Source organism: Acidimicrobiia bacterium, assembly GCA_035651955.1.
Lineage (GTDB): Bacteria > Actinomycetota > Acidimicrobiia > IMCC26256 > JAMXLJ01 > JAMXLJ01.
On the sequence record DASRES010000079.1, the window covers coordinates 1 to 22,851 of the forward strand.

General features: G+C 72.2%; 22 protein-coding genes. 7 read left to right on the forward strand and 15 right to left on the reverse strand.

What is annotated here, in order from left to right; all coding sequences use genetic code 11:
• The first annotated feature begins 115 nt into the window (after positions 1–115).
• Entirely contained in the window at positions 116–1,021 is a 906-nt protein-coding gene (locus VFC33_16935; GenBank protein HZR14927.1) for a hypothetical protein, read from the forward strand.
• Here the strand turns inward: VFC33_16935 and VFC33_16940 are convergent, their stop codons facing one another.
• On the reverse strand, positions 1,022–2,149 hold the full coding sequence (locus VFC33_16940) for an FAD-dependent oxidoreductase (protein HZR14928.1): 1,128 nt from the start codon (positions 2,147–2,149) through the stop codon (positions 1,022–1,024).
• Between the two features lie 93 nt (positions 2,150–2,242).
• Here VFC33_16940 and VFC33_16945 point away from each other — a divergent pair, with 93 nt between their 5' ends.
• Positions 2,243–3,322 (forward strand): zinc-binding dehydrogenase, encoded by a 1,080-nt coding sequence (locus VFC33_16945; GenBank protein HZR14929.1) that lies wholly within the window; start codon positions 2,243–2,245, stop codon positions 3,320–3,322.
• 52 nt (positions 3,323–3,374) lie between these two features.
• On the opposite strand, the gene VFC33_16950 is transcribed toward VFC33_16945, so the two are convergent.
• From VFC33_16950 to VFC33_16965, 4 genes are read right to left on the reverse strand one after another with little or no spacing between them, the layout of a single operon-like run.
• Complete coding sequence (locus tag VFC33_16950) at positions 3,375–4,622, reverse strand: amidohydrolase family protein (GenBank protein ID HZR14930.1); 1,248 nt, start codon at positions 4,620–4,622, stop codon at positions 3,375–3,377.
• Positions 4,623–4,670: 48 nt separating this feature from the next.
• Positions 4,671–5,528 carry an SDR family oxidoreductase gene (locus VFC33_16955; protein HZR14931.1) on the reverse strand — a complete coding sequence of 286 codons (858 nt, stop codon included), beginning with the start codon at positions 5,526–5,528 and terminating at the stop codon, positions 4,671–4,673.
• Positions 5,529–5,565: 37 nt separating this feature from the next.
• Positions 5,566–6,009 carry an SRPBCC domain-containing protein gene (locus VFC33_16960; protein ID HZR14932.1) on the reverse strand — a complete coding sequence of 148 codons (444 nt, stop codon included), beginning with the start codon at positions 6,007–6,009 and terminating at the stop codon, positions 5,566–5,568.
• Positions 6,006–6,347 (reverse strand): metalloregulator ArsR/SmtB family transcription factor, encoded by a 342-nt coding sequence (locus VFC33_16965; GenBank protein HZR14933.1) that lies wholly within the window; start codon positions 6,345–6,347, stop codon positions 6,006–6,008. Before VFC33_16965 ends, VFC33_16960 begins: the two co-directional genes overlap by 4 nt.
• A 78-nt stretch (positions 6,348–6,425) precedes the next feature.
• Between VFC33_16965 and VFC33_16970 the strand changes: the two genes are divergently transcribed.
• The gene (locus VFC33_16970; GenBank protein ID HZR14934.1) at positions 6,426–6,977 is read left to right on the forward strand and encodes a TIGR03086 family metal-binding protein; all 552 of its coding nucleotides are present in this window, start codon (positions 6,426–6,428) and stop codon (positions 6,975–6,977) included.
• 19 nt (positions 6,978–6,996) lie between these two features.
• Here the strand turns inward: VFC33_16970 and VFC33_16975 are convergent, their stop codons facing one another.
• Complete coding sequence (locus tag VFC33_16975; protein HZR14935.1) at positions 6,997–8,280, reverse strand: MFS transporter; 1,284 nt, start codon at positions 8,278–8,280, stop codon at positions 6,997–6,999.
• A gap of 197 nt (positions 8,281–8,477) precedes the next feature.
• On the opposite strand from VFC33_16975, the gene VFC33_16980 reads away from it, so the two are divergent.
• Positions 8,478–10,685: a heavy metal translocating P-type ATPase gene (locus VFC33_16980; GenBank protein ID HZR14936.1), complete on the forward strand. Its 2,208-nt coding sequence runs from the start codon at positions 8,478–8,480 to the stop codon at positions 10,683–10,685.
• A gap of 6 nt (positions 10,686–10,691) precedes the next feature.
• Here VFC33_16980 and VFC33_16985 read toward each other — a convergent pair whose 3' ends face one another.
• From VFC33_16985 to VFC33_16995, 3 genes are all read right to left on the reverse strand, one after another.
• Entirely contained in the window at positions 10,692–12,920 is a 2,229-nt protein-coding gene (locus VFC33_16985; protein HZR14937.1) for a YceI family protein, read from the reverse strand.
• 65 nt (positions 12,921–12,985) lie between these two features.
• Positions 12,986–13,810: an ABC transporter permease gene (locus tag VFC33_16990; GenBank protein ID HZR14938.1), complete on the reverse strand. Its 825-nt coding sequence runs from the start codon at positions 13,808–13,810 to the stop codon at positions 12,986–12,988.
• Entirely contained in the window at positions 13,807–14,844 is a 1,038-nt protein-coding gene (locus VFC33_16995; GenBank protein HZR14939.1) for an ATP-binding cassette domain-containing protein, read from the reverse strand. The genes VFC33_16990 and VFC33_16995 overlap by 4 nt, the downstream gene beginning before the upstream one ends.
• Positions 14,845–14,953: 109 nt before the next feature.
• On the opposite strand from VFC33_16995, the gene VFC33_17000 reads away from it, so the two are divergent.
• Together VFC33_17000 and VFC33_17005 are read left to right on the forward strand one after the other, a co-directional pair.
• Entirely contained in the window at positions 14,954–15,415 is a 462-nt protein-coding gene (locus VFC33_17000) for a MarR family transcriptional regulator (GenBank protein HZR14940.1), read from the forward strand.
• A gap of 12 nt (positions 15,416–15,427) precedes the next feature.
• Entirely contained in the window at positions 15,428–16,288 is an 861-nt protein-coding gene (locus VFC33_17005; GenBank protein HZR14941.1) for a class I SAM-dependent methyltransferase, read from the forward strand.
• An 18-nt stretch (positions 16,289–16,306) separates the two neighbouring features.
• Here the strand turns inward: VFC33_17005 and VFC33_17010 are convergent, their stop codons facing one another.
• Both VFC33_17010 and VFC33_17015 read right to left on the reverse strand, forming a co-directional pair.
• Positions 16,307–17,512 (reverse strand): thiolase family protein, encoded by a 1,206-nt coding sequence (locus VFC33_17010; GenBank protein HZR14942.1) that lies wholly within the window; start codon positions 17,510–17,512, stop codon positions 16,307–16,309.
• A 43-nt stretch (positions 17,513–17,555) separates the two neighbouring features.
• On the reverse strand, positions 17,556–17,951 hold the full coding sequence (locus tag VFC33_17015; protein HZR14943.1) for an OB-fold domain-containing protein: 396 nt from the start codon (positions 17,949–17,951) through the stop codon (positions 17,556–17,558).
• A gap of 156 nt (positions 17,952–18,107) precedes the next feature.
• Here VFC33_17015 and VFC33_17020 point away from each other — a divergent pair, with 156 nt between their 5' ends.
• Positions 18,108–19,769: an FAD-dependent oxidoreductase gene (locus VFC33_17020; protein ID HZR14944.1), complete on the forward strand. Its 1,662-nt coding sequence runs from the start codon at positions 18,108–18,110 to the stop codon at positions 19,767–19,769.
• Between the two features lie 64 nt (positions 19,770–19,833).
• On the opposite strand, the gene VFC33_17025 is transcribed toward VFC33_17020, so the two are convergent.
• Genes VFC33_17025 through VFC33_17040 form a run of 4 tightly spaced genes read right to left on the reverse strand, consistent with a single transcriptional unit; the run spans position 19,834 to position 22,756 of the window.
• Positions 19,834–20,409 carry a hypothetical protein gene (locus VFC33_17025; GenBank protein HZR14945.1) on the reverse strand — a complete coding sequence of 192 codons (576 nt, stop codon included), beginning with the start codon at positions 20,407–20,409 and terminating at the stop codon, positions 19,834–19,836.
• 60 nt (positions 20,410–20,469) lie between these two features.
• On the reverse strand, positions 20,470–21,255 hold the full coding sequence (locus VFC33_17030) for an SDR family oxidoreductase (protein HZR14946.1): 786 nt from the start codon (positions 21,253–21,255) through the stop codon (positions 20,470–20,472).
• Positions 21,237–21,806 carry a class I SAM-dependent methyltransferase gene (locus VFC33_17035; protein HZR14947.1) on the reverse strand — a complete coding sequence of 190 codons (570 nt, stop codon included), beginning with the start codon at positions 21,804–21,806 and terminating at the stop codon, positions 21,237–21,239. Before VFC33_17035 ends, VFC33_17030 begins: the two co-directional genes overlap by 19 nt.
• The gene (locus tag VFC33_17040) at positions 21,803–22,756 is read right to left on the reverse strand and encodes a TIGR03619 family F420-dependent LLM class oxidoreductase (GenBank protein HZR14948.1); all 954 of its coding nucleotides are present in this window, start codon (positions 22,754–22,756) and stop codon (positions 21,803–21,805) included. Before VFC33_17040 ends, VFC33_17035 begins: the two co-directional genes overlap by 4 nt.
• Positions 22,757–22,851: the final 95 nt, after the last annotated feature.

Below are 22,851 nucleotides of genomic sequence, written 5' to 3' on the forward strand. Positions count from 1 at the left end.
GCGCAGGCGATGTGACGCGCTCGACGCGCACCGCCGCGCGCGCGCGATCTGCACCGGCCGTCCGGCAGTATCGAGCGTCGTCATCACGATGCATACGTGCCCGGAGGAGCAACGGATGAGCACGGACGGAGCCGGACGCGACCGGGAGTGGTCGTCGCTCTCTCGGCGCGGCTTCCTCACCGCGGCCGGCGGTGCGCTCGTCGCGCTCGCCGCCGCGTGCTCCTCCAAGAGCTCGGGTTCGGCCGGCGGGCGCACCAGTACCGGCGTGCGAGCGAACGGGCTCGACGCAGGGGTGCTGTCGATCGAGCCGTACGTGTCCGCCGCGCCCGAGCGATTCGCGTTCACGCTGGAGGACGACAACGGCGGGTTCGCGGCGGGTCCCGACTGCACGCTCTCGCTGCGGCCACCGGGCGGCGCGCCCGGCCCGGCGGTCGCGACCGCGCTGCACGCGGACGGGTTGCCGAAGGGGCGTGGCGTGTACGTGGTCGACACGCCGCTCACGCCGGCCGGGATCTGGGCCGGGGTGGTGCGCATCCCCGGGCATCCCGACGCCGAGCTCCACTTCGAGGTCACCGCCACGCCGCAGGTGCCGATCGTCGGCGGCGCGGCGCTGCACACGCCGTCGCCCACGATCACGAACACGATGGGCGTCAACCCGTTGTGCACGCGTCAACCGGCGTGCGATCTGCACACGGTCTCGCTCGACACCGCGATCGCGTCGGGGAAGCCCGTCGCCGTGATGTTCGCGACACCGGCTCGGTGCCAGAGCCGGTACTGCGGTCCGGTGCTCGACCAGTTGCTGTCGGTGCAGGACGCGTACAGCCGCCGCGTCACGATGATCCACGTCGAGATCTACAAGGACTCGACGAGCAACGATCTCGTCCCGACGGTCGCGCAGTGGAACCTGCCGGGCGAGCCGTGGCTGTTCGGGATCGACCGCACCGGGCGGATCGCGGGTCGTCTCGACGGCGCGTTCGGCACCGACGAGGTCCGCGCCCTCCTCGATCGGATCGCCGCGTAGTCAGCGCGCGAAGCGATCGATCGCGAAGGGGGCGAGATCCAGCGCGGGTGAGTCGCCGCGGACGAGCTGCGCAAGGAGGCGCGCGCTCACCGGGCCGAGCAGCAGCCCGTTCGCGCCGTGCCCCGTGGCGACGAACGCGCCGTCGACGCCGGGGACCGCGCCGAGGACGGGGAGGTCGTCGTCGCTGACGGGCCGGAGACCGACGCGCACCTCGAGGAACGTCGCGTCCGCGAGGCCGGGCGCGAGGCGCAGGCCCTCGGACAGGAGCTGGCGGATCCCGCCAACCGTCGGGCGGCTGTCGAAGCCCACCTCCTCCATCGTCGCCCCGAGCGCGACGCGCCCGTCGGGCCACGGCACGACGTAGTGGCTGAGGACCGGTTGCAGCACCGGCCAGCGCGCCGTGTCGCCCGCCCCGTCGCCGCCGACGCGCAGGTGGACGATCTGCCCGCGCTGCGGTCGCACGGCGACGTCACATCCGAGGCTCCGCGCGATCTCCGGTGTCCACGCGCCTCCGGCGACGACGACCGTGCCGCACGCGAGCTCGTCGCCGTCGACGGTCTCGACCGCGGTCACGCGCGCGTGGTCGACCCGCACGCGTGACGCGCGAGCATGCTGCCACTGCACGCCACGCGCCCCCGCGCCGTGGACGAGCGCGGCCGCCATCGCGCGGCCGTCGACCCGTGCGCCGCGCGGGTTGAAGTACGCGGCGCGTACTCCGGCGAGGGGCGGGAACATCGCGCACGCGTCGTCGGGCGCGACATCGACGAGCACGTCGGCGTGCCGCGCGAACGACCGCGCGCGGTTCTCCGCGTAGAACGGGTCGTCCACCTCACGGAACGCGATGCGCAGCGCGCCGCACACCGCGTAGCACGGGTCGGGCGCGCCGGCCTCCGCGAGCTCGGGGACGAGCGCGCGGTAGTGCTCACCCGCGAGATCGCCCAGCGCGACGAACGCGTCGTCGCTCGACGCCGACAGTGCCGTCTCGGGTGAGAGGATCCCCGCGCCGGCGTCGGTGGCGCGTCCGGCGTCGTGCGCGTCGACCACGACGACCGACGTGCCGTCACCCGCGAGCTCGTACGCGCAGGCCGCGCCGACGAGCCCGCCTCCCACGACCACGACGTCCGCCACGCCCGTATCCTTGCGCGCGCCACGCTTTTGTGAAGCGTGGCGGCCACGCGGTGGCCGTCAGCCTTCACGGAACGGCGAGCCGGGGGGAACGTGATGAAGGGTGCGGTGCTGCGCGCGGTGCACGAGCCGCTCACGATCGAGGACGTCGAGCTCGAACCGCCGGGTCCGGGTCGGGTGCGGGTCCGGATCGCCGCGAGCGGCGTGTGCCACTCCGATCTCTCGCTCGTCGACGGGACGATGCCGCAGCCGATGCCCGCGGTGCTCGGGCACGAGGGCGCGGGCGTCGTCACGGAGGTCGGGCCCGGTGTCGAGACGCCCCGGGTCGGTGACCACGTGATCCTCTCGTGGATCGCGCCGTGCCGCGCGTGTGCGGCGTGCCGGCGCGGTCAGCCCACGCTGTGCGAGACGGGCATGCAGCACGCCTTCGCAGGCCCGTACGGCACCGCCAACGGCGACCCGGTGATGGCCGGGCTCGGGACCGCCACGTTCGCCCAGGAGACGGTCGTGCCCGCGAGCGCGGCGATCGTCGTCGACCCGGACTTCCCCCTGGAGCTCGGCGCGCTCGTGGGCTGCGGTGTGGTGACGGGCGTCGGCGCGGTCGTGAACACCGCGCAGGTGCGTCCGGGTGAGACCGTCGCGGTGGTCGGTTGTGGCGGTGTGGGGCTCGCCGCCATCCAGGGCGCGCGCCTGTCGGGTGCGGCGCGGATCGTCGCCGTCGATCGAGTCGCCGCGAAGCTCGACATGGCGCGCGACAACGGTGCCACCGACGTCGTCGACGCGTCGTCGGCGGATGCGGTCGCGGCGGTGCACGCCATGACCGACGGCGGCGCCGACCACGCGGTCGAGGTGGTCGGGTCGTCCGCGACGATCCTTGCCGCGTACGCGATGGCGCGCCGCGGTGGTGCGGTCACGATCGTGGGCGCTGGTCGCTTCGACGACACCGTGACGTTTCCCGTCCTCGGGCTGATGGTCGACGCGAAGCGGATCCAGGGCTCGGTCTACGGCGCGGCCGACCCCGCGCGCGACTTCCCGCGCATGGTCGCGTTGCAGCGAGCGGGCCAGCTCGACCTCGAGAAGCTCGTCACGCGCCGCATCGCGCTCGACGAGGTGAACGACGCGTTCCGGGCCATGACCGCGGGCGAGGTCGCCCGCAGCGTCATCGTCTTCGAGTAGCGGTCACAATTGTGGTTCGGCGCGTGATAGGCGCGCTGAACCACAATTGTGGCTACGGGAGCTGCAGGTCCGGCGGGACGGGGTGGCGGAAGAGCGTCGACGCGTTCTGCCACGTCACCTTGCGGACCTCGTCGTCGGAGAGCGGGGCGAGGCCGCGCTCGGCGAGCGCCTGCGTCTCGGGCCACGTCGAGTCGGCGTGCGGGTAGTCGCTCTCGAGGCAGATGTGGTCGAGCCCGATGTGGTCGCGCAGCGCGAACGTCGAGCCGAGGTCGATGGTGCAGAACCAGAAGTTGCGGCGCATCGCGTCCGTCGGCGACAGGTCGGGGTCGTCCCAACCGTGCGACCCGACGGCCGAGTGCTCGAGCACGTACTCGATGCGGTCGATCAGCATCGGGACCCAGCTGATCCCGCCTTCGGAGAACGCGACCTTGATGCGCGGGAACCGCGTCGGGATGCGCGCCCACAGCCAGTCGGCCGCGGTCACGAGCGCGTTCACCGGGAACAGCGAGGTGTACAGCTCGAGCGGCGCGCCCGGCGAGCGCGCGGCGGTCCACGACGACGACCCGTTGTGCAGGCAGACCACCGTCTCGGTCTCCTCGCAGGCGCGCAGGAACGGGTCCCAGTGCGGGTCGTGCATCGACGGCAGGCGCAGGTCGACCGGGTTCTCCGGGAAGCTGACCGCCTTGAAGCCGCGCTCGGCGTTCGCATACACGTCCGCCGCCGCGACCTCGGGATCGCGCAGCCACGCGAGCTGCAACGGGATGATCCGGTCGGGGTGCGGGCCCGCCCACTCCTCGATGTGCCAGTCGTTCCACGCGCGCAGGCACGCGAGCCCGAGGTCCTCGTCCTTGCTCGTCGCGAAGATCGTGCCGGCGAACCCGGCGATGAGCGACGGGAAGCACAGCGACGCGTAGATCCCGTCGAGGTCCATGTCGTGGACGCGCGCCTCGACGTCCCAGCATCCGCGGCGCATCTCGTCGAAGCGGGCCGGCTCCATGCTCCACTCGTCCTTCGGACGGCCGGCGACCGCGTTCAACCCGACCTGCGGGTAGAAGCTGTCCTCGTAGACCCACGTCTCGCGACCGTCGTCCATCGTGACGACGCGCGGCGCACGGTCGGCGTACTGCTTCGGGACGCGCCCCTCGAACAGGTCGGCCGGCTCGATGAGGTGGTCGTCCACCGAGATGATCGTGTAGTGCCGCGTGCGCGGCTCGGGTTCGGGCAGGAACGTCGCCTGGCGACGCGTGCCGCCGCCCTCCGCGCGGTGGAGGTGCTGCATCATCTGCTCGCTCACAGCCATGGGCCGAGTGTGACGCCCGTGTCAGGCGGCCGCAAGCGGTCGCTTCGCTCAGACGGGCGGCGGCACCTTGGCGAGCATGGCGTCGCGGCCGAGGGCGGGCTCGATGAAGGCCGAGAAGTCGGGACCGCGCCGGAGACTGTGGCCGCCGTCGACGTTGATCACCTGCCCGGTGATCCAGCGCGCCTCGTCCGAGACGAGGAACCGCACGAGACGGGCGACGTCCTCCGGCTCGCCGACGCCGCCGAGCGGCGTGTTCTCGATGTAGCTCGCGTAGACGGGCGAGTCGCGCGGGATGCCCTCCATGATCTCGGTCGCGATGAAGCCGGGCCGGACCGCGTTGCAGCGGACGTTCACGGGCCCGTACTCGTCGGCCGCGTTGCGCATCATCTCCTCGATGGCGGCCTTGGCGACCGGGTACGCGCCGAAGTACGGGTGCGTGACGTGCCCCGCGATCGACGACATGCCGACGAAGGACCCACCGCCGGCCGCGACCATGCGCGGCAGCGCGTGCTTGAGGCACAGCATCGTCCCGAGCACGTTCAGGTGGAGGACGCGCGTGAACTCGCCGACGTCCTGCAGGTGGTACGGGCCCATCCCGCCGCCGCCACCCGCGTTCGCAACGACGCCGCGCAGCGCGCCGTCCGCGCGGCACGCCTCGTCGACGACGCGCGCGACGTCGTCCTCGACGGTCACGTCGGCGACGACGTGCCGGACGCTGCCACCGTGGCGGGCACGGTCGGCGATGCGCGACGCGGCGGCTTCCAGCGTCGACGCAGTCCGTCCGCAGATCGTGACGCGCGCGCCGTGCGCCGCGAGCTCGGCCGCGCACGCCGCGCCGATGCCGGTCCCGCCACCCGTCACGATCACCGCGCGCTCTCGCAGCGCTCCCCCGTCGTCGGTCGCCACCGCATCCTCCCGAGGCTCCGTCCGGTGCCTCATGTTCCTAGCGCACGGCGACCCAGGGATCGCGGCCGGGCTCGCCGCCCGCGGCCGCGACCTCGAGACGGGCGAGGTAGTGCGTCCAGCCCGCGGTGTGCCGCTCGACCCGCTGCTCCGTCGGCAGGCCGCGATGACGGAGGCGCACCACGGTCGCGTCGCCGTCGGGCCGCAGCGTGACCTCGACGGTGGTGGACCCCGGCGGCATGACGTCGCTGCCCTCGAACCCCCACGTCCACACGACGCGCTCGTCCGGCACGACCTCGACGTACTCGCCCAGCGCGACGTCGCGGCCGGTGACGTCCACGCGGTAGCCGCCGCCGGGGCGAGCCTCCGCGGTCGCGTCGATCCCCATCCACGCGCACATCCGGTCCGGGTCGACGAAGTAGCGGAAGACGGTCGACGGCGACGCGTCGATCCGCACCGACATGTCGATCTCGCTGAGTGTCACGCGGTCTTCCGCGCGCTCTTCGCAGCACGGCGACGGGTCGCGCGCTCCTCGGCCTCCGCCGCGTGCTTCAGGTTTCCGAGCGAGTCGCTCCACATCGTCGTCAGCCAGGCGTGCATCTCCCGCAGCCCCTCGGGACGGGCGCGGTACCAGCGACGGGTCCCGTCCCGGCGCACGGTGACGAGCCGGGCGTCCTCCAGCGCGCGCAGGTGCTGCGACACCGCGGGCCGGCTCACGTCGAAGTGGGTCGCGATGTCGCCCGCGGTCCGCTCGCGGTCGCGCACGAGACGCAGGATCCGCCGCCGCGTGGGATCGGCGAGGGCCTTCAGCGCGGCGTCCACACCTGCACCCTAGCGCCCGCGACCGATTCTGTGTAGTGTCTCGCTTACGTAAGTCAATCCTTTCGGAAGGAGCCCACGATGTACTCGGTCGACGACCTGCACGACGCCCTCGCCAACACGGGACGCCTCGTCGACGGCGTCGGGCCCGACCAGTGGCGCGCATCGACGCCGTGCACGGAGTGGGACGTGCGCGCGCTCGTGAACCACGTGACGTGGGTCCTCGAGATGTTCGGCGCGGCGACACGGGGCGAGGCGCCGCCGCACGCGCGAGACGTCGACGTGCTCGGCGACGACCCGGCGGGCGCGTTCCGGGCGGCGGCCGACGCGGCGCTCGCGGGTTGGCGGTGCCGCGGGACCGCCGGAACGCTGCGCATCCCGATCGGCGAGCTGCCCGCGCAGGTCGCGCTCGGCATCAACCTGACCGACGTGTACGTGCACGGTTGGGACGTCGCGCAGGCCACCGGTCAGGACGCGAAGCTGGACGACCGCCTGTGCGACGAGCTCCTCGCGTTCCTGCCGGAGGCGGTACCGCCCGGTGCCCGGAAGCGTGCGTTCGGGCCGATCGTCGACGTCGCCGACGACGCACCAGCCGCCGAGCGCCTGCTCGCCTACTGCGGCCGCGCCGCGTGACCGTGCGGCACGCGTGGGGCTACGCGACCTCCATCTCGGTCGTCTCGGCCTGGAGCGCGTCGACGGTCGTGACGTCGCCCTTGCCCTCGGGCATGTGACGGATCGCGCGGGCGCCCCACGCGCCCGCCGCGAGCGCGGCCACACCACCGACGACGAGGCCGCCGCGCGCCCCGAACTGGTCGCACACCGCGCCGAGGATGGGACCACCGATCGGTGTGCTCCCGATGAACACGATCGCCTGCAGCGCGAGCACACGACCGCGCATCGACGGTGCAGCGCGCAGCTGCACGACGGCCGACGACGACGTCATGAACATCACGCTGGCGAAGCCGACGACCAGCGCGATCGGGAACGACGTCGCCAGGTTCGGCGCGGCGGAGAACACCATCATCGTCGCACCGAAGCCGAGGGCCGCGACCACGATCGTCCGGATGCCGATGAAGTGGCGATGTGACGCGAACAGCGCGCCGGCGAGGGAGCCCAGGCTCAGCACCGAGTACAGCAGCGTGTACGTGCCGTCGCTGCCGCCGAGCGTCTTCTCGACGAACAGCGGGATGACGACCGAGAAGTTGAACGTCAGGAGCCCGACGACGGTCATCATCACGAGCGGGATGCGCAGGTCGGGGACGCGCCGCACGTAGCGCAGCCCTTCGCGCACCTGCCCGCGCGCGCGTGACGCCGCGGGCGCCGGGTACAGCTCCTCCGTCCGCATCACCCAGAGGCTGGCGATGACGGCGAGGTACGAGATCGCGTCGATCGTGAAGCACCAGCCGTAGCCAGTCGTGACGACGAGCAGGCCGGCGATCGCGGGACCGATGACGCGCGAGCTCGTCATGAGCGCGCTGTTGAGCGTGACGGCGTTCTGCAGGTCCTCCTTCGGCGTCATCTCGGAGACGAAGGACCGGCGGGCCGGGTTGTCGAACGCGAGCATCGTCCCGCCCGCGAGCGCCATGAGGTAGAACGCGATCAGCGGCATCCCCGGGACGAACGCGAGCGCCGCGAGCCCGAACGACTGGAGCATCTCGAGCGTCTGCGTGACGAGGAGCAGCTTCCGCTTGTCGCACCGGTCGGCAACGAGCCCGCCGAACGCGCCCAGGACGAGGATCGGCGCGAACTGGCAGGCGGTCAGCAGCCCGATCGCGAGGCCGTTCTTGTTCGTCCGGTGCAGGACGAGCAGCACCAGGGCGATCATCGTGAGCCAGGTGCCCGCCTGCGAGATGAGCTGACCCGTGAAGAACAGCCGGTAGTTGCGGTAGCGCAACGACCGGAACGTCGTGCGCACGGCCGCCGTCACCCGGGTCATGGACCGAGTGTAGCGGATTAGTTAGCCGAACGAAATATCTGCCCCGTTCGGCCTGTTTGATACCCCTCCCTGGTATGGTGTACGGTACCCCCGGAGGGTACGAACACACTGAGCGACACACCGAGAGACGGGGAACGATCGTGACGGACCACGCGACGACCGGCGAGACCCGCACCGTGGACCTGGTGATCAGCGGGATGACCTGCGCCTCGTGCGCCGCCCACATCGAGAAGGGGCTGAACCGCCTCGACGGCGTGCACGCGACGGTGAACTTCGCGACCGACACCGCCCACGTCGACGCTCCCGCCGGCGTCGAGGACGGGGATCTCGTCGCGGCGGTCGAGGCCGCGGGCTACCAGGCTCGTCTCCCGCGCCCGTCGCCGGCCACGCCCGCGCCCGACGAGTCCGGTACTGCCGCACCCGACGACCGTGACGACGAGACCCGCGCCCTGTGGACGCGGCTGGTCGTCTCGCTCGTGCTCACCGTGCCCGTCGTGGTGCTCGCGATGGTCTCGACATTCCAGTTCCGGAACTGGCAATGGCTCTCGTTGACGCTCGCCGCCCCCGTCGTCGTGTGGGGCGCGTTGCCGTTCCACCGCGCGACGTGGGCCAACCTGCGCCACGGCGCGGCGACGATGGACACCCTCATCTCGCTCGGCGTGCTCGCCGCGTTCGGCTGGTCGCTGTGGGCATTGTTCGTCGGCGACGCCGGCACGCCCGGCATGAAGATGCCGTTCAGCTTCGAGGTCGCCCGCGGCGCCGGGACGAACGAGATCTACCTCGAGGTCGCGTCCGCGGTGACGGTCTTCATCCTCGCCGGCCGGTACTTCGAGGCCCGGGCCAAGCGGCGGTCCGGCGCGGCGCTCCGGGCACTCCTGGAGCTCGGCGCCAAGGACGTGGCAGTGCTCCGCGACGGGACCGAGACGCGCGTACCCGTCGACGACCTCGCCGTCGGCGACCGGTTCGTCGTGCGGCCGGGCGAGAAGATCGCGACCGACGGCGTCGTCGAGGACGGCCGCTCCGCGATCGACGCGAGCCTGCTGACCGGCGAGAGCGTCCCGGTCGAGGTCGGCCCGGGTGAGAGCGTGACGGGCGCGACCGTCAACGTGGGCGGGCGGCTCGTCGTGCGCGCCACGCGCGTCGGCGCGGACACCGCGCTCGCGCAGATCGCGCGGCTCGTCACGGACGCGCAGAGCGGCAAGGCGCCGGTCCAGCGTCTGGCGGACCGCGTCGCCGCGGTGTTCGTCCCGATCGTGATCGTGCTCACGCTCGCGACGCTGGGGTTCTGGCTGGCCGCGGGCGGGAGCACCGCCGAGGCGTTCACGGCCGCGGTGGCGGTCCTGATCATCGCGTGCCCGTGCGCGCTGGGCCTCGCCACGCCGACCGCGCTGCTCGTCGGCACCGGACGCGGTGCGCAGCTCGGCATCCTGATCAAGGGGCCGGAGGTGCTCGAGTCGACCCGTCAGGTCGACACGGTCGTGCTCGACAAGACCGGGACGGTCACGACGGGACGCATGGCGCTCGTGGACGTCGTCACGACGGCAGGCACGGCGCACGACGAGCTGTTGCGCGTCGCGGGCGCGCTCGAGGACGCGAGCGAGCACCCGATCGCGCGAGCCATCGCGGACGCGGCCCGCGAGCGCGAGGGCGAGCTCCCAGCGGTGGAGTCGTTCGCGAACCGCGAGGGTCTCGGCGTCGAGGGCGTCGTCGACGGGCACGCGGTCGTCGCCGGCCGCGAGCAGTTGCTCGCCGACTGGGGCCTGCACGTCGGAGGCGAGCTCCGCGCCGTGAAGGACGACGCCGAGCACGCGGGCCGGACGGCGATCGTCGTCGCGTGGGACGGCGAGATCCGGGGCCTCGCGGTGGTGGCGGACGCGGTGAAGCCGACGTCGGCCGAGGCGGTCGCGGAGCTGCGCGCGCTCGGGTTGCGTCCGGTCCTGCTCACCGGCGACAACGCGCGCGCGGCGCGGTCGATCGCGACCGAGGTCGGCATCGACGACGTCATCGCCGAGGTGTTGCCGGCCGACAAGGTCGACGTCGTCCGGGACCTGCAACGCGCTGGGCACGTCGTCGCGATGGTCGGCGACGGTGTGAACGACGCCGCCGCGCTCGCGCAGGCGGACCTCGGGCTCGCGATCGGGACGGGCACCGACGTCGCGATCGAGGCATCGGATCTCGCGCTCGTGCGCGGCGACCTGCGCGCGGTGCCTGACGCGATCCGCCTGTCGCGCCGCACGCTCGCGACGATCAAGGGCAACCTGTTCTGGGCCTTCGCCTACAACGTGGCCGCGCTGCCGGTCGCCGCGGCCGGCTTGCTCAACCCGATGATCGCCGGTGCCGCGATGGCGTTCTCGAGCGTGTTCGTCGTGTCGAACAGCCTCCGGCTGCGACGCTTCCGGCCTTGACGGCTGTCAGCCCTGCGTCTGCGACTGGTCGTCGGGGATCAGCGCGTACGTGGAGAAGCACATCTCGTCCTCGGTGCCCTCGGCGAAGACGATGTACTTCGGAGCACGGTTCGGGTCGAGCGACCGGTCCCACGTGCACTCCATGCGGACCGTCTCACCCGCGTTCACGTGGAGCGGCGTCTGGAACTGGTAGTTCATCTGCCAGTCGAAGTTCCACGTCGGGATGTCGAGCAACACCTTCTGTTGCGGTGTCCCCGGATCCAACGTGAGCCGGAAGCTCTTGCCGAGCGTGTGCATGTGCCCCATCGCGCCGACGATGTTCCCGGACTCGGGCACCCTCGTGTCGCACGACGACGTCGCGATGCCGTTGTGGAACGTCGCCGCGAGCTCGTCGGCCGTCTTGTTGCAAAGCGCGAGCAGGCCGCCCTCCACGAGCGAGCCGGTCGGGCCGTAGAGGTGCGCGTCGTCCTGCAGCGCGTTGGCCCGGTTGCACAGCGGCGCGTCCTGGCCCGGCATGCAGGGGATCTCGACGGGGCCGAGCGGGTTGACGATGTCGATGCGCTTGACCGGCGCGGTGCCCGGGTCGAGCTGGAGCGCGACGGTCGAGCGGTCGGGAACCGGCGGGTCCTCGTAGTGGTAGTGGATCTGCAGGACGATCGCGTCGCCGGGCTGGAAGAGGATCCCCGAGTGGTCCGGGTAGATCACCGGGTCCTGGCCCGGCACCCACCCCGCGATGAGGCCCGGCTGCAACTGGCCGCGTAGCGAGTGCCGAGCCGCCTGCGCGCGGTCGCCGACCGCTCCCGGGCTGATCGCCGTGCGGTCGCGCACCTTCGACGAGAGGCTCGGGCCCGCGTAGCAGCTCCAGCCGGGCTTCCCGTCCTTGCCGTCCTTGGCCGCCGCGTCGGCCACCTGCGCGGCGTCGACGTGGAAGATCTGCGCGTGGTGGATCTCCTCGCGATGGCCCGGCGTCACCTCGTAGCCCGTCACGTACGTCGGCTTCGTGATGTGCGGGTCGAGCACGAAGCAGCGGTAGTCGTTCGGGTTCGACAGCGAGCCGGCGTACGCCTGCGGCATCGTCAGCACGACGTCGTGCCGGGGCGGCGCGCCCGCGGGACCGCGCGTCGGCGTGATCCTCGTCGTCCCGGGAACGTCGAGCTTCCCGCCGGCGTCGGCCCACTGCACGATCTGGTCGACCGTCTTCTGCGGCAGACGCTTCGAGTGCAGCAGCGCGACCCCGAGGTCCGACGCCGGCCACGGCGGCATGTAGCGCGCCTTCACGACGGTGCCGATCCCGTCCGCGACCTGTGCCGCGTCGTTCGCGTCGTCGAGGACCCAGTGCGCGGCACCGACCTGGCCGGAGTTGTGGCACGACGCGCAGTTCGCCTGCAGCGCCGGCATGATCACCTTCTTGAACGACGGGCTGCTGCCGCTGTGACGCGCGGACGCGGGCGGCGCGATCGCGTTCGGCACCGTGTACTTCGACGGGTCGAGCGCGGTCAGCTTCATCGTCAGCGTCGCGTCGTCACCCGTGCTCACCAGACCGGCCAGGTTGATCGGGCCGACGTCCCACGTGGACAGCTTCACGTGCGCCGTCGCGGTCGCGGTGAGCTTGCCGTTGGCGACCGACCCGTCGACGTCCCACGTCACCGGCTTGGCGATCTTCTTCACGGTGAGCTGCGTGGCCATCGTGAAGTGGTATGTCTGCCCGTCGGCGACCGTCGCCGGCATGCCGCGCAGGCTCGCCACCGTCAGCGACGCGAGCGGGAAGTCGTGCGAGCTGAGGTAGTCCTGGCGGATGCGCGCGTCGCGGAGGCGGTTGTCGGAGTGCAGCTCCTCGACGTTCGCGACGATCTCGCCGACCCGGCTCGCGGACGGGTTCGTGCGGTTGAGCGCGATGTCGCCGGCGATGCCGTTCGTGGAGCCCTTCGCGGTGTGGACCCCCTGGCCGAGCAGCTTCTCCTCGACCTGGTAGCTCAGCGTCGAGTGCGTCGGATCGATGCGGTAGACGGTCTCGCCCGATCCCGCGACGAGCGGCGGCGCGTTCGGGACCGTGTAGTCGATCGTCGAGAACTTGGCCGACGTCAGGGTGCGGTACTGGGTCCACACGTACACGCCGACCGCGGCGACGATCGCGACGAGCGGACCGAGCACCCACAGCGCCCAGTGGCCGGGAAGGCGACGACGCTTGCGGGGCGGCTCCATCGCAACGGGCGGCGGCCCGCCGTTTGTTGCCATCGGTGTGCAACTTAACGGAGGACCGCACGCCCGTCGAGACAGCCCCGGGACAGATTCCGCGCGCCTCAGACGGCCCGGCGGAAGCGGCGGACGGCGAACGGCGCGGCCACGGCCACGATCCCGACGCACCACGCGATCGCGGTGAGCACGTGCCCGACGGTCGCACCGCCGAGCGTCAGCTCGCGCACCGCGGTCGTCACGGCCGAGACGGGCTGGTTGCGTGCGAAGGTCTGCAACCATCCGGGCATCGACGTGACCGGCACGAACGCCGACGACGCGAAGATCAGCGGCGCGAGGACGGGGAACGAGAGCGCCTGGGCGGCCTCCGCGTCGCGAGCGACGAGCCCGACGGTCGCGAACACCCACGACATCGCGTAGCCGAACGCGAGCATCAGCAGCATCGCGGCGAGGAACGAGCCGATGTCGGTGTGCACGCGCCATCCGACCGCGAACCCGACCGCGCACATCAGGACGAGCACGAACACGTTGCGCACGAGATCGGCCGTCGTGCGGCCGGCGAGCGCGGCCGAGCGGGCGATCGGCAACGAGCGGAACCGTTCGAGCAGACCGCTGTGCAGGTCGGTGGAGAGACCGATCGCGGTCGCCATCGCGCCGAACACGACGGTCTGGGCGAAGATGCCGGGCATCAGGAAGTCGACGTACGGCACGCCCGGGACCCGGATCGCGCCACCGAACACGTAGCGGAACAGCAGCACGAAGATCACCGGCTGGATGCTCGAGAACACGAGCAGCTGCGGCGTCCGCAGGTAGCCGCGCAGGTTGCGTCCGGTGACGGCGGCGCCGTCCTCGACGGCGCGACGCATCCGCAGCGAAGGCGCGGGCGCATCGACGTCGACGCCGGCGTCGAGCGGGTAGGTGGTTGCAGTCACGCCGCACCTCCTGTGGTCGAGAGCTCGCGCTCGTCGTCGCCGTCACCGTCGGACGCGGGACGGCCAGTCAGCGCGAGGAACACGTCGTCGAGGCTCGGCTCCCGCACCGCGAGGTCGAGCGGCTCGAGCCCCTCGTGGTCGAGGGCGCGCAGGCCCTGCACGAGCGCGCTCGGACCGTCGGCCAGCTCCAGGTGCACGACGCGCCCCGTGCGGGTCGGCCGGCGGACGCCGAAGGGCGCGAGGACGGCCGTGGCGCGCACGGCGTCGTTGTCGCCCGCCAGCCCGAGCTCGACGACGGTGCTGCCCAGGCGGGCCTTCAATTCGGTGGGCGTCCCCTCCGCGATGACGCGACCGCCGTCGATCACGACGATGTCGTCCGCGAGACGGTCCGCCTCCTCGAGGTACTGGGTCGTGAGCAGGACCGTCGTCCCGTCCGCGGCGAGGTCCTCGATGACCTCCCACAGGTTGCTCCGGCCGAAGGGGTCGAGACCCGTCGTCGGCTCGTCGAGGAACAGCACCGGCGGCCGGTGCACCAGCGCGGCGGCGACGTCGAGCCGGCGTCGCATCCCGCCGGAGTACGTGCGCACGGGCCGGTTGGCGGCGTCGGTGAGGCCGAACCGGTCGAGCAGCTCGTCCGCCCGGGGCGCGACCTGGCCACGTGGGAGGTGCGTGAGCCGGGCGATCAGCCGCAGGTTCTCGCGGCCCGTCAGGTTCTCGTCCACCGCGGCGTACTGGCCCGCGAGCCCGATGCGGTCGCGCACCGCGTCCGGGGAGCGGGCGACGTCGATGCCGAGCACCTCGGCCGTCCCGCCGTCGGCGGCGATGACGGTCGTGAGGATGCGGACGGTCGTCGTCTTGCCCGCGCCGTTGGGCCCGAGCAGGCCGAGCACGCTGCCAGCAGGGACCTCGAGGTCGACGCCGGCCAGCGCGGTCAGGTCGCCGAAGCGCTTGGTGAGGCCCGCGACGCGGATGGCGGGCGGGCGGATGTCGTAGGGGTCGGTTCCGATGGCGTGGGTTCGGGGGGTGTCTCGCATGCCCCGCATCCTCGCGCCGATGCTTTGAGCATGTCAAATATCTATTCGTTCGGACATTCTTGCGTAACCAAAGTTCTGAGGACTTGCAACGGTGTCGTATCCTGTGGGCGTGACGAGGGACACGAAGGACCGGCTCGCCGAGACCGTCTGGCGGGCGATGCTCGACTACTCCTTCGCGCACCGCGAGAAGACGCTCGGTGTCGCCGCGGACCTCGGCCTGACCCCCGGGCACGTCAAGTGCCTGTTCGCGCTGGATCCCGAGGCCCCCTGCTCGATGGGCGAGCTGGCCGAGATCCAGGGATGCGACCCGTCGAGCGCGACCTGGCTCGTCGACCGGCTCGAGGAGCGCGGCCTCGTCGAGCGCCGGCCCCATCCCCGCGACCGCCGGGTCAAGAGCGTCGTGCTCACGCCGGACGGCGAGACGACCAAGAAGGCGCTGATCGACCGGCTGGCGGAGCCGCCGGCCGACCTGCGCGAGCTCGACCGCGCCGCGCTCGAGAAGCTGGCCGACGCGCTCGGGCTGCTCCCGCCGACGCCCGCGTTCTGGGACCTCGAACCGCCCGAACGCTGAGGTCGGCCGTCGATGAGCGACGCCAACCAGCTCGTCGCCGACCCGACGAACGCCGAGCAGGCGCGCGTGTGGAACGAAGGCGCGGACGGCCGTCGCTTCGCGGAGAACGCCGATCGCCTCGACCGCGCGCTCACCGGGTACGCGCGACCGTTCGCGGACGCCGCGGACGTCGCGACCACCGATCGGGTCCTCGACATCGGGTGCGGCGCCGGTCGCACGACGATCGACGCGGCGCGAGCGGCGACGAACGGGTCCGCGCTCGGCGTCGACCTGTCGGCGCCGTTGCTCGACATCGCGCGGGCGCGCGCTCGTGCCGAGGGGATCGCGAACGTCGCCTTCGTCCGCGCGGACGCGCAGGTTCACCCGTTCGAGCCCTCGACGTTCGCGGTCGCGATCAGCCGGTTCGGCGCGATGTTCTTCGGCGACCCCGTGGCCGCGTTCCGCAACATCGCCCGTGCGCTGATCCCGGGAGGCCGGATCACGTTGCTGACCTGGCAGCCGTTCGAGCGTCAGGAATGGCTCCGCGCGTTCGCGTCGATCCTCGGGGCCGCACGCGACCTGCCTCCCCCGCCGGCGAACGTGCCCGGCGTGTTCGGACTCGCGGACCCGGCGCGCGTCGAGGCGGTGCTCGGCGACGCCGGGTTCCGTGGGATCTCGCTGGCCGAGATGCGCGCGCCGATGTGGTTCGGTGACGGCGTGGACGACGCGTTCGAGTTGGTCCTCGCGATCAGCGGGTGGATGCTCGACGGCGTCGACGACGCGACCCGGTCGCGCGCGCTCGACGCGCTGCGCGCGTCACTCGCGCAGCACGCCACACCGGACGGCGTGCGCTACGACTCGGCCGCGTGGCTCGTCCGTGCGGACAAGGCCTGACCGCGCCGCGCCGGACGTCTACGCCGCGGCGCGCTCCAGGATGTGCACGCCACAGGCGGACCCGAGCCCGATGACGTGCGCGAGACCGACGCGCGCGCCGTCGATCTGGCGATCACCGGCCTCGCCGCGGAGGTGATGGCAGATCTCCCAGATGTTCGCGATGCCGGTGGCCGCGATCGGGTGCCCCTTCGACTCGAGGCCGCCCGAGACGTTCACGGGCAGGGAGCCGTCGCGGCGCGGCGCACCGGACTCGAAGAAGTCCACCGCGCCACCCTCCTCGCACAGCATCAGGTTGTCGTAGTGCACGAGCTCGGCGGTCGCGAAGCAGTCGTGCAGCTCGACCAGGTCGAGGTCCTCGGGCCCGACCCCCGCCTTCTCGTACGCCTGCTTCGCGGCGTTGCGCGTCAGGGTGTTCACGTCGGGAAGGATCTGGCACGCCTCCTGCCACGGGTCGGTCGTCAGCACCGACGCCGCGACCTTCACCGCGCGCCGCTGCTGCTCCTTCGAGAGCGTCTTCAGCTTCGCGTCGCTGACGACGACCGCGGCCGCCGCGCCGTCGCAGTTCGCCGAGCACATCGGGCGCGTGTTCGGGTAGGCGATCATCACGTCGTTCATGATCTGCTCGACGGTGAACGGCTTCTGGTACGCGGCCTTCGGGTTGAGCGTCGAGTGCGCGTGGTTCTTCTCGGAGATGCGGGCGAAGAGCTCGAAGCTCGTCCCGCCGTACTTGTGCCCGTACTCCATGCCGACCTGCGCGAACACGCCCGGCATCGTCTCGGTGCCGATGCGGCCGTCGACGGCCGCGACCGCGCCGTAGCGACCCGAGGGCGTCCACGTGTCGGCGTCCGACTTGCGCGCGCCACCGGCGAGCAGGCCCGCGCCGGCCAGCTTCTCGACGCCGACGGCCATGCCCATGTCGCACTCGCCCGCCTTCACCGCCATGATCGCGACGCGCAGCGCGGTCGCGCCGGTGGCGCACGCGTTGGAGACATTGAACACCGGGATGCCCGTCTGGCCGATCTGCTTCTGGATCATCTGACCGGTCGGCGCGCTCGCGGCCATCAGGTTGCCGGCGGCGAGGATCCCCATCTCCTTCATCGTCACGCCGCCGTCGGCGAGCGCGGCCATCGCGGCCTCGGCGCCGAGGTCGACGACGTCCTTGTCGGGGTACTTGCCGAACTTCGTCATGTGGATCCCGAGGATCCAGACGTCGTCACTCGCCATCGCTGCGTCTCCTGGTGTTCGGTCGGTCGTCGAAGGTGGTCGATCAGTTGATGGGCTCGAAGCCGAAGCCGACGGCCTCGGTGCCCGCGCTGTCGGTGCCGATGGGCTGGGTCGCCAGCTTCACCTTCATCCCGAGCTTCACGTGCTCGGGGTCGGGCGGGACGTTCACGAGGTTGCCGCGCACGCTCGTCCCGTCGCAGTCGACGACCGCGGCCACGAACGGGACCGGGATGCCCGGGGCCGCGAACGACACGATCGTGAACGCGCGCACCTCCCCCGTGTTCGCGACGCGGACCTTGCGGAACTCCGTGCCGCTGCAGCTCGCGCAGGCGTTGCGCCGGTCGAAGAACCGCGCACCGCAGTTGGTGCACTCGTTCGCGACGAGGTGCGGGTCGTCCCCGAGCACCAGGTAGTCGACGAGCGGGACCTGCGACGCCATGCGGACCTCCTCGGAGCGGGACCGCCGACGGTACTACGAGCGCCGATCGGCACTCCCGCCGGCCGAAGATGCGGCACTGACGTACGGATTCCGTACGTCAGTGCCGCATCTTCGGGGGTCGGTACGCTTCCGCGCGCTCACGAACGGGGAGTCGCGATGCTCACGTCACGTCCGGAGTGGGACGACGTCGTCGACGTCGTCGTGCTGGGCTCGGGCGCCGCCGCGCTCGTCGCCGCGACGCTCGCGCACGACGGCGGCGCGTCCGTCGCCGTCCTCGAGAAGGCCGACCTGATCGGCGGCACGACCGGCGTGTCGGGCGGGATGCCGTGGATCCCGATGAACCGACACATGGCCGAGGTCGGCGTCGACGACTCGCGTGACGAGGCGCTCGCCTACATCCGCCGGCTCACGCTCGGGCGCGAGCCCGATCCCGATCTCGTCGAGGTGTACGTCGACACCGCGCCCGAGATGCTCGACTACCTCGAGGCGAAGACCCCGCTGCGCATGACGGCGCCGCCGGCGTTCAACGACTACTACGCGCATCTCCCGGGCGGGAAGCCCGCGGGCCGCTCCATCGAGCCGGTGCCGTTCGACGCGAGATCGGAGCTCGGACCCGAGCAGGCATCGCGGGTGCGGACGAGCCCGCACCTCCCGTGGCTCACGATGGACGAGGGCGCGAAGTTCCTGCGCGGTGACGGCCCACCCGACGTCGCGCTCGCGCAGCGCCGTCAGGCCGACGACGTGCGCGTGCTCGGGTCCGCGCTCGTCGCGTCGCTGTTCAAGGGTCTGCTCGACCGCGGCGTCGACGTCACGACCGCCGTCGCGGCGCGCGAGCTCGTCGTCGTGGACGGTGAGGTCGTCGGTGTCCGCGTCGAGGACGTCGCGAGCGGCGGGTCCCGTTGCGTCGGCGCGCGCAAAGGCGTCGTGCTCGCGTGCGGCGGGTTCGAGTGGAACGACGAGATGGTGCGCGCGTTCGTCGGACAGGACCTCGAGCCGATGGGTCCGCCGCACAACGAGGGCGACGGGCTGCGCATGGCGATGGAGGCCGGCGCCCGCCTCGCGAACATGGGGTCGTTCTGGGGCCAGCCGGCGATCAGCGAGCCCGGCTTCGAGCTCGACGGGCGGCCGGTGCCACAGATGGCGTCGGTGCGCAGCATCCCGGGCGTCATCGTCGTGAACCGTCACGGTCGCCGGTTCGTGAACGAGGGCGCGACGTACCAGGACTTCCCGAAGGTCAACACCACGTTCGACCCGGTCGCGATCGACTACCCGAACGAGGCGCCCCAGTGGATCGTCTTCGACCAGCGCGTGAAGGACAGCGCGGTCGTGCTGCCGACCGTCCTGCCGGGCCAGGCCGCGCCGGCGTGGATCACGCAGGCGCCGACGTTGCGCGAGCTCGCGTCCGCGATGGGCGTCGACGGTGACGCGTTTGAGCAGACCGTCGCGGAGTGGAACGACGCCGTCGGGCGCGGGGAGGACGCGCGGTTCGGGCGCGGCACGACGAAGTTCGAGGTGCACATGAGCGGGCGCGACCCGTCGCCGCGCATCTGCATGGCGCCGCTCGGGCAGCCGCCCTTCTACGCGATCCCGTTGCGCAACGGGACGCTCGGCACGAACGGCGGACCGCTCGTCGACCGGCACGCACGCGTACGCCGCTTCGGTGGTGGCGTCGTCCCCGGCCTGTACGCCGCCGGGAACGTCGCGGCGAGCGTGTTCGGTCCCGCGTACCCCGGTGGCGGCGCGACGATCGGGCCCGCGATGACGTTCGGCTATCTCGCCGGGCGCCATGTCGCGCAGCAACCCGGGCGCGAGATCTGACTCCCCCGGCGCTTCGTGCGTCGTTCGCCTGGTCCAGAGCCAGGCGAACGACGCATGAACGAGGTCAGTCCAGGAGGTTGCGCGCGGCCGCCGTGATCCGGCGCACCTCATCGGGTGACGCGGGACGCGACGCACCCGAGATCCACGGGCTCCCGGGACGCCGGCAGACCGTCAGCTCGCGCACGTCCCGGAACGTGCGACGCAGCACGGTGACGGTCCCCGGGACCTGCGCGCTCGAGTGCAGTTGGTACGCGCGCTGGGCGTACGTCTCGCCCGCGGTGAAGGTCGTGGACGTGCTCGTGAGCCGGACGGTGTCGGTGGCGCGCGCGTCCTCGTCGGGCGGCGTGTACCGGTCGCGCTGGTACTCGACGCCGGACGGCGACTCCTCCCACAGGAGGTTCGTGATCTCTCCGGCGATCACGGTCGAGGTGAAGTCGAACGGGTGGTCGTGGATCGGCGCTTCACCGATGCACGAGGCCGGGTCCCAGACGTGGAGCCGGTACACACGCGCCTCGTCGAGGCGTAGGCCCAGGAGCCCGATGCCCTGCATCACCCACGGGCGATCGGCCGGATGCTCGAGGATCTCGCGGACGAACGCGCCGAGGAACGGCTGCTGCGTCACCGCAGCGTCTGCGACCACGGCGCGAATCACAGCACTGTGATTCGCGCCGGGTCAAGGTACCCGGTCGAGGAGCGGTCGCTACCCCCAGGTGAGGCCGCCGTCGACGACGAGGCGCTGGCCGGTCACGTAGCTCGCCTCGCCGGACAGCAGGAACACCGTCGCGTAGGCGACCTCCCAGGCGGTGCCGTGACGGCCGAGCGGGACCGGTGTGCGAGCACGACTCGGACGGCCGCCGGTCGCGACGCGGCCGAGCGGCGTGTCGATCAGGCCGGGGACGACGACGTTCGCGCGCACACCGCGCCGCGCGCCCTTGGTCGCGTCGTACGCGGGGATGCGCGTCCCCGGCGTGAGACCCGCGACCGACCCGACGAAGACGATCGCCGCGCCGGGCGGCATGACGGGCAGCGCGGCGCGGGCGAGCAGGAAGTGCGCGCGCAGGTTGACGGCGAAGACGCGGTCCCACTGCTCGGGTGACGTGCCCGCGAGTCCCGAACCGAGCCCGATGCCGACGTTGCACACGAGCCCGTCGATCGCGCCCGCGTCGGCAATCAGGCGCTCGCACACCGACGCGTCCGCGACGTCGCCCTCGAGGACCACCGCGCGATCCTCGCCGACGTCGTCCGCGATCGCGCGCGCCGTCCGGTCCGCGGCGGCGCGGTCGACGTCCGCGCAGGCGACGACCGCGCCTTCGCGCGCGGCGAGACGAGCGATCGCCTGACCGTTGCCGATCGGCGCGTCGGGATCGGCGCCACCACCGCGCGTCCCCGCCCCGACGACGAGGACGCGACGACCACGCAGGCGGTCACGGCCCGGCGCGTCGCCGCGCGCCTCGGGAGCGAGGTCGCTCACGTCGTGCGGGTCCACGCGCGGAACCTCGTCGCGAAGTCGTCGGTGTCGACGTCGACGCGCGCGAACCCGGCTCGTTGCAGCCGCGTCCCGAACGTCCGGGGATCGACCGGTACACAGACGTCGCCCTCGTGCAGCGCGCGGAAGTCGTCGCTGTCGCGGCTGTCGACGCCCGCGAGCACAGCACCGGGGCAGAGGACGCGTGCGACCTCGGCGAGCAACCGGTCCTGCAGGTCGACCGACGGGACGTGGTGGAGCATCGTGAACGAGAACGCGGCGGTGAACCGTGCGTCGCGGAACGGCAATCGCGCACCGTCACCCTCGACGACGCGGACGTTCGTCGCCGCGAAGCGCGCCTGCAGCTGCCGGGCGAGCTCGTCGTCGAGCTCGACCGCGGTCACGTGCGGGAAGCTCCGCTGCAGCACGTCCGTGGTGCGCCCGGGGCCGGGGCCGACCTCGAGGACGTCGGCGCCCGGGTCGATCCCCTCGAGCACCCACGGGACGATGTCGCGCTCGACGATCTCGGCCCACCCGTCGCTCGCGCAGAGCTCGAGGTGGATCTCGTTCACGTGGGGCGTTCCCGGCCGACGGCGTCGCGGAACGCGGCGACGAGATCGTGCAACGCGGCCTCGAACGCAGCCGGGTCCTCGCGCAACGGCAGCATGCAGCGCATGTCGGTCACGCCTGCCGCCGCGAGCGCGGGCGCGGCCGCGACGGTCGCGTCGACGTCCACCGCGCCGTCACCCGTCTTCACGACGCGCAACGTGCCCACGACGCCGAACGACTCGGCGTCGCCGCCCGCGGCCGCGACCGCCTCGCGCATCCGGGGGATCGACGACTCGACGTCGGCGGCGTCCTCGCCCCACGGGATCCACGCCGAGCCGAAGCGGGCGAGACGTCGTGCGACGCTCGCGTTGACGCGGCCGCTGACCCAGATCGGCACGCCACCCGGCTGTGCGGGCTTCGGCATCTGGTGGATCGCGTCGAACTGCAAGCCGTCGCCGTCGAAGCTCGCGCGCTGCTCGCGCCACAGCGTCTGGCAGACCGCGAGCGTGTGGTCGAGCAGCCGGCCCCGCCGTGAGAAGTCGAGCCCGGCCGCCTCGTACTCCTCACGCTGCCAACCGACGCCGACACCGAGGTCGAGGCGGCCGCCCGACAGCACGTCCAGCGTCGCCGCGGTCTTCGCGAGCACGACGGGGCGACGCAGCGCGGCGAGCAGGATGTTCGTGCCGAGGCGGACACGCGACGTGATGCTGCTGATCGCGGTGAGCGTCGTCATCGGCTCGAGCCAGCACCCGTCCGGGCCGGTCGGTTGCCGGCCCCCCTCCGCGCCGCCGAGCTCGGGACGCGAGTACGCCTCGAGGTTCTCGCCGTACACGACGTGGTCCGAGACGACGAGACGGTCGACGCCCGCGCGGTCGTACAGCTGCGCGCGCTCGAGCACGTGACCCCAACCGCCGGGATCCTCGGCGGCGTAGGTGGTGAGCCCCATCGAGAGCTGCGGCAGGTCGTTGTTCATGGCTCCCTCGGGCCGAGCCGTCCCGCGCCTCCGCGCACGGCTCGGCTTCGTCCCGCTGTTCATGGCTCCCTCGGGCCGAGCCGTCCCGCGCCTCC